This is a genomic window from Micromonospora sp. NPDC002411 (genome assembly GCF_053592955.1).
Window position 1 is genome coordinate 21,908 of the sequence record NZ_JBSFBM010000032.1, and the last position, 9,312, is coordinate 31,219.

Consider the following 9,312-nt stretch of genomic DNA (forward strand, 5'->3'; position numbering starts at 1 on the left):
CATGACGAACCCCTCGACGTTGTACCGCGGCGGCGTGCTGCACTGTCCCGCCGATCCGAGCGCGACCGCGCTGCTGGTGTCCGATGGGCGGATTGCCTGGTTGGGGACCGACGGTGACGCGCCGCCGGCCGATCGGTTGGTGGACCTGGACGGGGCGTTGGTGACGCCGGCGTTCGTCGACGCGCACGTGCACGCCACCGACACGGGGTTGGCGTTGTCCGGGCTGGAGTTGTCCGGGGTGCGCTCGGCGGCGCAGTTGTTGGACGCGGTGGCCGGGTTCGCGGCGGGTCTGCCGGCGGACGCGGTGGTGCTGGGGCACGGCTGGGACGAGTCGGGTTGGTCGGATCCGGCGTTGCCGGACGCGGCGGCGTTGGATCGGGCGGCCGGTGGGCGGCGGGTGTACCTGTCGCAGGCGTCGATCCATTCGGCGTTGGTGTCGTCGGCGCTGCTGGCGGCGTGTCCGCAGGCGGCGCAGGCGGCCGGGTTCGACGCGTCGGGGTGGTTGCGGCGCGACGCGCACCACGTGGTGCGGGCGGCGGCGCAGGGGTCGGTGAGCCGGGCGCAGCGGGTCGCCGCGCAGCGGGTGGCCCTGTCGCACGCGGCGTCGCTGGGGATCGCGGCGGTGCACGAGTGCGGTGGTCCGGACATCTCCGACGAGGAGGACTTCACCGGGTTGCTGGGCATCTCCGGTGCGGGGGTGCCGGAGGTGTACGGGTACTGGGGCGAGTTGGGTGGCGCGGCGCGGGCCCGGGAGCTGGGTGCCGTGGGCGCCGGTGGTGATCTGTTCGCCGACGGGGCGTTGGGGTCGCGTACGGCGCACGTGTCGCAGGCGTACGGCGACGGTGAGGGCTGCGGGCACGGGTATCTGACGGTCGAGCAGGTGCGTGATCACCTGTTGGACTGCGCGGCGCATGGCATGCAGGGCGGTTTCCACGCAATCGGGGACGCGGCGATCGGCACGGTCCTCGACGGTTTCGCGGCGGCTGCCGCGACGGTGGGTGTGGAGCGGTTGCGCGCGGCCCGGCACCGCATCGAGCACGCGGAGATCATGAACAGGCGGTTGATCGCCCGGTTCGTGGAGTACGGGGTCGTGGCGAGTATGCAGCCGGCGTTCGACCGGTTGTGGGGTGGCGCGGGTCGGATGTACGAGGCGCGGTTGGGGTTGGACCGGTCGTTGGAGTCGAACCCGATGGGTGCGATGCACTCGGTGGGTGTGGCGTTGGCGTTCGGGTCGGATTCGCCGGTGACGCCGCTGGACCCGTGGGGGTCGGTGCGGGCGGCGGCGGCGCACCACAACCCGGCGCAGCGGATGAGTGTGCGGGCGGCGTTCGCCGCGCACACCCGTGGTGGGTGGCGGGCGGTGCACCTGGACGTCGAGGGGGTCCTCGCGTTGGGCGCGCCGGCGACGTTCGCGGTGTGGTCGACGCCGGCGGGGGTGGAGCGGGGTCTGCCGGTGTTGCAGGCCGAGGACCCGGAGGTGCGGGGTCCGGAGGACCCGACGCCGTTGCCGGTGTGCCGGCGCCTGGTGCTGCGCGGTGAGGTCATCTACGAGGAAGGGTCATCATGACCGGGAAGCTTGATCTTGATCCGGTGCTGGTGGCGCGGGCGCGGGAGTTGGCGCGCCGGGCCGGGCAACCGGTGGTGGACCTGGCGCGCAGCCACACGACGGTGTCGGTGGAACGGGCGGTGCTGCGGCTGGCCGGGGTGACCGGCGCCGACCCGGACGGCATCCCGTGGGTGAACCGTCTCGTCGACGCCGTCGCCGCGGACGTCGGTCTGGGGCACGGGGTGGCGGTGCCGGTCTTCGACGCTCTCGCCCGTGAGGGCCTCACCGACGTGACGTTGCTGGCGCAGAAGGCCGCGGCCGGGTCGGTGCGGTTCACCCAGCCCACCGGGCGGGCGGCGACGGCGGCCCGGAGCGCGGCGCGCAAGGCCGTCGGGGCGGGTATCCGGCGCATCGACCGTCGGCGCGCCGAGCGGGACCGCCTCGTCAAGCGTCACGGTGACCCGGCGCAGCGGCCGTGGATCTACCTGATCGTGGCCACGGGCGACATCTACGAGGACATCCCGCAGGCGCAGGCGGCGGCGCGGGCGGGCGCGGACGTGATCGCGGTGATCCGTTCCACCGGGCAGTCGCTGTTGGACTACGTGCCCGAGGGCGCGACCCGGGAGGGGTTCGCCGGCACGTACGCCACGCAGGAGAACTTCCGGTTGATGCGCGCGGCGTTGGACGAGTCGTCGAAAGAGGTGGGCCGCTACGTGCGGTTGACCAACTACGCGTCCGGGTTGTGCATGCCGGAGATGGCGACCCTCGCCGGCCTGGAACGGCTCGACATGATGCTCAACGACTCGATGTACGGGATCCTGTTCCGCGACATCAACCCGGTGCGCACGTTCGTCGACCAGCGGTTCTCCCGGCAGGTGCACGCGCGCGCCGGGATCATCATCAACACCGGTGAGGACAATTACCTGACCACCGCCGACGCGGTCGACGAGGCGCACACGGTGACGGTGTCGCAGCTGCTCAACGAGTTCTTCGCGCACGAGGCGGGGTTGGCGGACTGGCAGTTGGGGTTGGGGCACGCGTTCGAGATCAACCCGGAGGTGCCGGAGTCGTTCCGCCTGGAGTTGGCGCACGCCCTGTTGGCGCGGGAGTTGTTCCCCGACGCCCCGTTGAAGTGGATGCCGCCGACGAAGCACATGACCGGTGACGTGTTCCGGGGCAACCTGCTCGACGGGTTCTTCAACCTGGCGGGGGCGCTGACCGGTCAGGGCATCCTGCTGGTGGGGATGATGACCGAGGCGGTGGTGACGCCGTGGTTGTCCGACCGGGACATCGCCCTGCAGAACGTGCGGTACGTGCTGGGCGCGGCCGGTGGGTTGCACGAGGACTTCGTGCCGGTGCCGGGCGGGTTCATCCGCCGCCGCGCCAACCAGGTCCTCGGTGAGGCGCTGGACCTGTTGGAACGCATCGGGGAGCAGACGTTGCTGACGGCGATCGCCGAGGGCACCTTCGGGATCATGAAGCGGCCGGCGGACCGGGGCAAGGGCCTCGCCGGGGTCGCCGCGCACGAGGCGGACTACTGCAACCCGGCCACGGACATCCTGGAGGCGGCGTCATGAGCGGCCAGATCGTGCGTCCGTACGGGGACACCACCGGTGACGGGATGGTGCAGGTGTCGTTCACCCTGCCGGTGTCGCACGACAAGCGGGCCGAGGGCGCGGCGGTGCAGTTGGCCAACAAGATGGGCATCGACCCGGCGATGGTGGTGCACGCCAAACCGATGGGCGACGGGTTCACGTTCTTCGTCGTGTACGGGCGGGTCAATCACCTGGTCGACCTGAACGCGGTGCAGGTGGTGGAACGGGACTTCGCCCTGCTGTCGGCGAAGGACGTCAACACGGTGATCAAGCAGCGGTTGCGACGCAAGTTGTCAGTGGTCGGCGCGTGCATCGGCACCGACGCGCACACCGTGGGCATCGACGCGATCCTCAACGTCAAGGGCATCGCGGGGGAGAAGGGCCTGGAGTACTACCGGGAGCTGAAGGTCACCAACATGGGTGCGCAGGTCAGCGTGCCGGAGTTGGTGGAGACGGCCCGGGTGGAGAAGGCCGACGCGGTGCTCGTGTCGCAGGTCGTCACGCAGCGCGACGCGCACCTGCACAACACCCGGGAGATGTCGGCGGCGTTCCGGGAGGCGATGCCGGCGGGCCGGCGCCCGTTGTTGATCGTCGGTGGTCCCCGGTTCGACGAGACGATGACCGACGAGTTGGGTGTGGACCGGATCTTCGGTCGGGGCACCACGCCCGGCGAGGTGGCCAGTTACCTCGTGCACGCCCTGATCACGAAGCGGAAGGCGATGGCATGAGGAAGGCGATGGCATGACCGACGCACGGCTCGGGTTGACGGTGACGCACCGGCGGTATGTGCCGTACTCGCACGCCCACTACGCGGGCAACCTGGTCGACGGGGCGTACGCCCTGGGGTTGTTCGGGGACGTGGCGACCGAGGTGTGTATTCGCACCGACGGCGACGAGGGCCTGTTCGCCGGGTACTCCGATGTGCGGTTCAGCGCCCCCATCCACGCCGGTGACGTGGTGGAGGTGACCGCTCAGGTGTCGCGTGTGGGCTCCCGCAGCCGCACCCTGGACCTGGCCTGCGTGGTGGTGTGCCGGGGTCGCCCGGACCGCTCCGAGTCCGCCGCGGAGGTCCTGGACCCACCGATCGTGGCGGTCACCGCGACCGGCACCGTGGTCGTTCCCGCAACGTCGTGACCCTGGCCGTCTGCGCGGACGTCGGGTCCACGTACACCAAGGCGGCGGTGGTGGACCTGGCCGCCGGCGTGCTGGTGGGTGCCGCGTCGGCGCCCACGACGGTCGGCACCGACGTGCTGCACGGCCTGGACGCCGCGGTCACGGCGGCCACCGTCGGGCTCGGTGTCCGCGACGTGCCGTGGTACGTGTGCTCGTCGGCCGGCGGTGGACTGCGGCTGGCCGTCATCGGCTACGAGCCGCTGGTCACCGCGCAGGCCGGCCGGCGCGTCGGGTTGTCCGCCGGCGCGCACGTGGTGCACGTGGCGGCCGGTCGGCTCGGCGCGACGGACCTGACGGCGTTGCGCGCCTCCCAACCCGACGTGGTCCTGCTCGTCGGCGGCACCGACGGCGGTGACGCCGACACGGTCACCCACAACGCGACCCGGCTGGCCCGCGCCCGGTGGCGCAAACCGGTGGTGTACGCGGGCAACGCCGACGTCCGCGAGGACCTCACCGCCCTGCTGGCGGCCGCCGGGGTGCCGGTGACGGGCGCGGAGAATGTCCTGCCCCGCATCGGGGTCCTCGCCCCGGCGTCGGCGCGCGCGGCGATCCGCGAGGTGTTCCTGCGCCACGTCATCGGAGGTAAACGACTGTCGCGGGGCACCCGGTTCGCGCGGCTGGTCCGCGCGGCCACCCCCGACGCGGTCCTCACCGGTGTGGAGGTGCTCGCTGACACCATCGGCGGTGACCTGGCCGTGGTCGACGTGGGTGGCGCCACCACCGACGTGTACTCGGTGCTCACCCCCGACGAGCGGGCCACCGGGCCCGGTCGGGAGGTCGCCGGCAGTCTCTGGCGGGCCCGCACCGTCGAGGGGGACCTGGGCATGCGGTGGAGCGCGCCCGGGGTGCTCCGCGCCGCCGTCGAGGAGCGGCTGCTCACTCCGGGCGACGCCGACGACCTGGCGGCCGACGCGGACCGTCGGGCCACCGACCCGGCGTTCCTGGCCGTCGACGACACGCAGCGGGCCGTGGACGCCCGGATCGCCACCCTCGCGGCGACGGTGGCCCTGCGGCGACACGCGCGGGGCGCGGCGACGGGTGAGCGGGCCGGACGGGACCTGCGTGACGTGCGGTTGCTGGTGGGTTCCGGTGGGGTGCTGCGGCACGCTCCGACGCCCGTGTCCGGGCAGGTGTTGGCGGCGGTCCTCGCCGACCACGCCGGCGGGTGGGCGTTGCCGCGCGCCGCCACCGCTGTGGTCGATGCCGACTACGTGCTGGCCGCCGGAGGGCTCCTCGCGCAGGAGCATCGGGCGGCGGCGGGGACGCTGCTGCGTCACCATCTGCGGACACATTGAGACGCGCCGACCCGACACGCCGTGTCGCAACACACGACAGGCCGGGTGTGGGTTGACAACCAACGGGGGTCGGCACGTACCGTCTTTGAGTCCTACCACGGGAAGCGGCTGTTGTTCGCTTCGTCCCTTCGTCCGCTGGCCGAGCGACATGTTTCAGCATCATCGTCGCGGCGGCCAGGTCCAGCGGGCGGGGGTCGGCGGGGCGGCGCGAACCGGCCGCGGTTACCGGTGTACGGGCAGGGTGAGGTGCACGGCCAGTAGACAACGGCCCGGCGGGGGCAGCCAGTCCACGTCCGGTCGGTCCGAAGGTCGTCGTGCCCCATCCTCGCCACACCGGCCGGGAAGGGCCTGGGAGCATCGGGGCGCGGCGCGAGCCGCGCCCCGATTTCGTCCCCACCGCGCCCACTGTCGCCTCACCTGATCATCGCGCCCCACCGTTCACTGCCGGCTGCCCGATGCGGCTGCTCCAGCCTCCGGCCAGGTAGCCTTCGCCCCGTGATCGAGGTGAAGCGGTGACGACCCTGGACCGGGATGAGACCCACGCCCCGGCGGCGCCGACCCGACCGGTCGTGACGGGTCGGCCGCTGCCGTTGCGGGTCGCCGCGCCCCTGGCCGTGGCCGCCGGGCTGGCCCTGCTGGTGGCGTTCCCCCCGTACGGGGTGTGGCCGCTCGCCCCGGTCGGCGTGGCGTTGCTGGCCGCCGCCACCCACCGGCGGCGGTTGCGCGCCGGCGCCGGCCTGGGCTTCCTCGCCGGCGTGGCGCTCTTCGCCCCGCTGCTGGCCTGGACGAATTTGCACACCGGCTACCTGCCGTGGGTGCTCCTGTCGCTGTTGCAGGCCGGCTACCTGGCGTTGCTCGGCGCGGCCACGGCTTGGGTGTCCCCGCTGGTCGACCGCGTCCGCTGGTCGTGGCCGGTGCTGACCGGGCTGCTGTGGGTCGGGCAGGAAGCCCTGCGCGACCGCACCCCGTTCGGCGGTTTCCCGTGGGGGCGGCTGGCGTTCAGCCAGGACACCTCCCCGCTGCTGCGCCTGGCCTCGCTGGGCGGCGCGCCGCTGGTGACCTTCGCGGTGGCGCTCCTGGGCGGGCTGCTCGTCACCGCCGTCTGGCACACCTGGACCACCCTGCGCCCCACCACCCTCAACCCCTCCGGCACCGGCTCGACCACGGGGCCGGCCGACACCGAGCCGCCCGTCGAGACCGCGACGGTCACCGGGTCGTCGGCGCGGCGGTGGGCGCCGGTGGCCGTACCGGCGGCCCTGGCGGTCGCGCTGACCGCCGGGGCGCTGCTCGTGCCCGTCGCCGCCGCCGGGTCCGGCGCCACGGTCACCGTGGCGATCGTGCAGGGCAACGTGCCACGCCTGGGCCTGGACTTCAACGCCCAACGGCAGGCGGTGCTCAACAACCACGTCGACGCCACCCTCGAACTGGCCGCCCGGGTCGCCGCCGGCCAGCAGCGCCAACCCGACCTGGTGGTGTGGCCGGAGAACTCCAGCGACATCGACCCGCTGCGCAACCCCACCGCCGGTGCGCGGATCTCCCAGGCCGCCGACACCGTGCGCGCGCCGATCCTGGTCGGCGCGGTGCTGCTCGGGCCGGGCGCCGGGCAGGTCCGCAACGCGGGCATCCTGTGGCGGCCCGGCACCGGCGCGGACCTCGACCAGCTGTACACCAAACGCCACCCCGTGCCGTTCGCCGAGTACGTGCCGCTGCGCGACGTGGCCCGCATGGTCAGCAAGCAGGTCGACCTGATCCGCAGCGACTTCGTGCCGGGGAGCACCCCGGGCGTGGTACGCGTCGGCCCGGCCGTGCTGGGTGACGTGATCTGCTTCGAGGTCGCCTACGACGAGGTGGTCCGTGACACCGTCACCGGCGGAGCGCAACTGCTGGTCGTACAGACCAACAACGCCACCTTCGACGTGGCGGAGGCCCGTCAGCAGTTGGCCATGGTCCGGTTGCGGGCCGTCGAGCACGGCCGACCGGCGTTGATGGCCTCCACGGTCGGCGTGTCCGGGTTCGTGGCACCCGACGGGCGGGTAAGCGATGCCACCGGGTTCAACACCCGGGAGGTCGTGGTGCGGCAGCTGCGCCTCGACGACGGACGTACCCTCGCCACCCGGCTCGGTTGGTGGCCGGAGGTGGTGCTCGCCGCGCTGGCCGCGGCGGCCCTGGTCGGCGCCGCGGTGGTGCGCCGGCGGCAACGGATCATGCCCGGTTAGCAACAGCCGGTACGCCGGCGGGAGCGGAGGAACCGTGATCCAGGCGACCGATACGATCCGACGCCCGGACGAGGTGCCCGGCGTGGGCCGGGTGCTGGTGGTGATCCCCACCTACAACGAGGCCGACAACATCGCCGCGATCGTGGGCCGGGTCCGACGCGCCGCCCCGGCGGTGCGGATACTCATCGCCGACGACAACAGCCCCGACGGCACCGGTGCGATCGCTGACGCCCTCGCCGACGGCGACACCCACGTGCAGGTGTTGCACCGTCACGGCAAGGAGGGCCTCGGCGCGGCGTACCTGGCCGGGTTCGGGTGGGCCCGGGAGCGCGGCTACCAGGCGGTCGTGGAGATGGACGCCGACGGCTCCCACGCCCCGGAGGACCTGCCGGCGCTGCTGAACGCCGCCCGCGACGCCGACGTGGTGATCGGCTCGAGGTGGACCAGCGGCGCCCGTGTGCTCAACTGGCCGCTGCGGCGGCTGTTGCTCTCGCGCGGCGGCAACCTGTACGCGCGTCTCGCGCTGGGCATGCCGGTCTCGGACGCCACCGGCGGTTACCGGGTGTACCGGATCAGCGCGTTGGACGCCATCGACCTGGAGTCGGTGACCTCGCAGGGGTACTCGTTCCAGGTGGAGCTGTCCCGCCTGGCGCACCAGGCCGGGGTGCGGATCGTGGAGGTGCCGATCACGTTCGCCGAGCGGGAACGCGGGGACAGCAAGATGAGCCCGAAGATCGTGGCCGAGGCGCTGTGGCGGATCACCGCCTGGGGTGTGCAGGACCGACGCCAGGCGGTACGCCGTGGCCTGAACGGCACAGCCACCGGTCAGGCGCGGTGGCCGTGAGCGCGGTCGTGTCATGCTGGATGGGCGGGACACGCCCATGGTGTCGCGGGAATGGCGATGAGGTGAGATGCGCCGAGGACTGAAGTTCGTGCCGTTGGCCCTGTTGCTGGCGGTGGTGGTGGAACTGGCGGTGTTCGTCGGTGTGGGGCGGGCGCTGGGGTTCGGGGTGGCCGTGCTGCTGGTCTTCGCGGCGTCCCTGCTGGGGTTGGTGCTGCTGCGCCGTGAGGGCATGCGCGCCTGGCGTGGGTTCCGGTCCGCCGCGGCGGCCGGGCAGCCACCGGGCGGGCAGGTGACCGACGGGCTCGTCGGGTTGGCCGGGGCGTTGCTGCTCGCGGTGCCCGGTCTGGTCAGCGGTCTGGCCGGGTTGCTGCTGCTGGTGCCGCCGGTGCGGCGACTGGCCCGCGCCGGGGTGCGACGCGCCACCGAGCGGCGGGTGTCGTCGATGGTCGCCGGTGACCTGTTCGGCCCCCGTACGGTGCGGGTGCGCCAGGGTGCGCCGCAACCGACCCCACGACCGGAGCAACCGGTGGTGGTCGACGGCGGTCGGGCGCTCGAGGGCGAGATCGTGGAGCCTGGCCGCAACTGAGCACATCCATCATCTTCAGCAAATTGAACGTTTCTGACCGGTACGAGGCGATCGAGG

8 protein-coding genes are annotated in these 9,312 nt (G+C 72.8%); all 8 read left to right on the forward strand.

The genetic code is table 11. The annotated features are described in order from the left end of the window. Position 1 precedes the first annotated feature (1 nt). The 8 genes from ACWCO3_RS06785 (at position 2) to ACWCO3_RS06820 (ending at position 9,255) form a co-directional block, all read left to right on the forward strand. Positions 2-1,567: an amidohydrolase gene (locus ACWCO3_RS06785; protein WP_450008879.1), complete on the forward strand. Its 1,566-nt coding sequence runs from the start codon at positions 2-4 to the stop codon at positions 1,565-1,567. Next, on the forward strand, positions 1,564-3,123 hold the full coding sequence (kamD, locus tag ACWCO3_RS06790) for a lysine 5,6-aminomutase subunit alpha (RefSeq protein WP_145781927.1): 1,560 nt from the start codon (positions 1,564-1,566) through the stop codon (positions 3,121-3,123). Before ACWCO3_RS06785 ends, kamD begins: the two co-directional genes overlap by 4 nt. Next, complete coding sequence (gene kamE, locus ACWCO3_RS06795; RefSeq protein ID WP_145781925.1) at positions 3,120-3,869, forward strand: lysine 5,6-aminomutase subunit beta; 750 nt, start codon at positions 3,120-3,122, stop codon at positions 3,867-3,869. The genes kamD and kamE overlap by 4 nt, the downstream gene beginning before the upstream one ends. 13 nt (positions 3,870-3,882) lie before the next feature. Continuing rightward, a complete protein-coding gene (gene kal / locus ACWCO3_RS06800; protein WP_145781922.1) occupies positions 3,883-4,275 on the forward strand; it encodes a 3-aminobutyryl-CoA ammonia lyase in 393 nt (130 codons plus the stop codon). Further along, positions 4,272-5,609 carry a glutamate mutase L gene (locus ACWCO3_RS06805; protein WP_450008883.1) on the forward strand — a complete coding sequence of 446 codons (1,338 nt, stop codon included), beginning with the start codon at positions 4,272-4,274 and terminating at the stop codon, positions 5,607-5,609. The genes kal and ACWCO3_RS06805 overlap by 4 nt, the downstream gene beginning before the upstream one ends. Positions 5,610-6,121: 512 nt before the next feature. Continuing rightward, positions 6,122-7,825, forward strand: a complete 1,704-nt coding sequence (lnt, locus tag ACWCO3_RS06810) for an apolipoprotein N-acyltransferase (RefSeq protein ID WP_450008884.1) — start codon at positions 6,122-6,124, stop codon at positions 7,823-7,825. A 34-nt stretch (positions 7,826-7,859) separates the two neighbouring features. Further along, a complete protein-coding gene (locus ACWCO3_RS06815; protein ID WP_450008885.1) occupies positions 7,860-8,669 on the forward strand; it encodes a polyprenol monophosphomannose synthase in 810 nt (269 codons plus the stop codon). Between the two features lie 67 nt (positions 8,670-8,736). Further along, positions 8,737-9,255 (forward strand): FxsA family protein, encoded by a 519-nt coding sequence (locus tag ACWCO3_RS06820; RefSeq protein WP_450008887.1) that lies wholly within the window; start codon positions 8,737-8,739, stop codon positions 9,253-9,255. Positions 9,256-9,312: the final 57 nt, after the last annotated feature.

Bases quoted from the DNA above. Each gene is read 5' to 3' on its own strand.
- ACWCO3_RS06785 (WP_450008879.1), top strand. From the start codon at position 2: ATGACGAACCCCTCGACGTTGTACCGCGGCGGCGTGCTGCACTGTCCC.
- ACWCO3_RS06820 (WP_450008887.1), top strand. From the start codon at position 8,737: ATGCGCCGAGGACTGAAGTTCGTGCCGTTGGCCCTGTTGCTGGCGGTG.
- kamE (WP_145781925.1), top strand. From the start codon at position 3,120: ATGAGCGGCCAGATCGTGCGTCCGTACGGGGACACCACCGGTGACGGG.
- kal (WP_145781922.1), top strand. From the start codon at position 3,883: ATGACCGACGCACGGCTCGGGTTGACGGTGACGCACCGGCGGTATGTG.
- kamD (WP_145781927.1), top strand. From the start codon at position 1,564: ATGACCGGGAAGCTTGATCTTGATCCGGTGCTGGTGGCGCGGGCGCGG.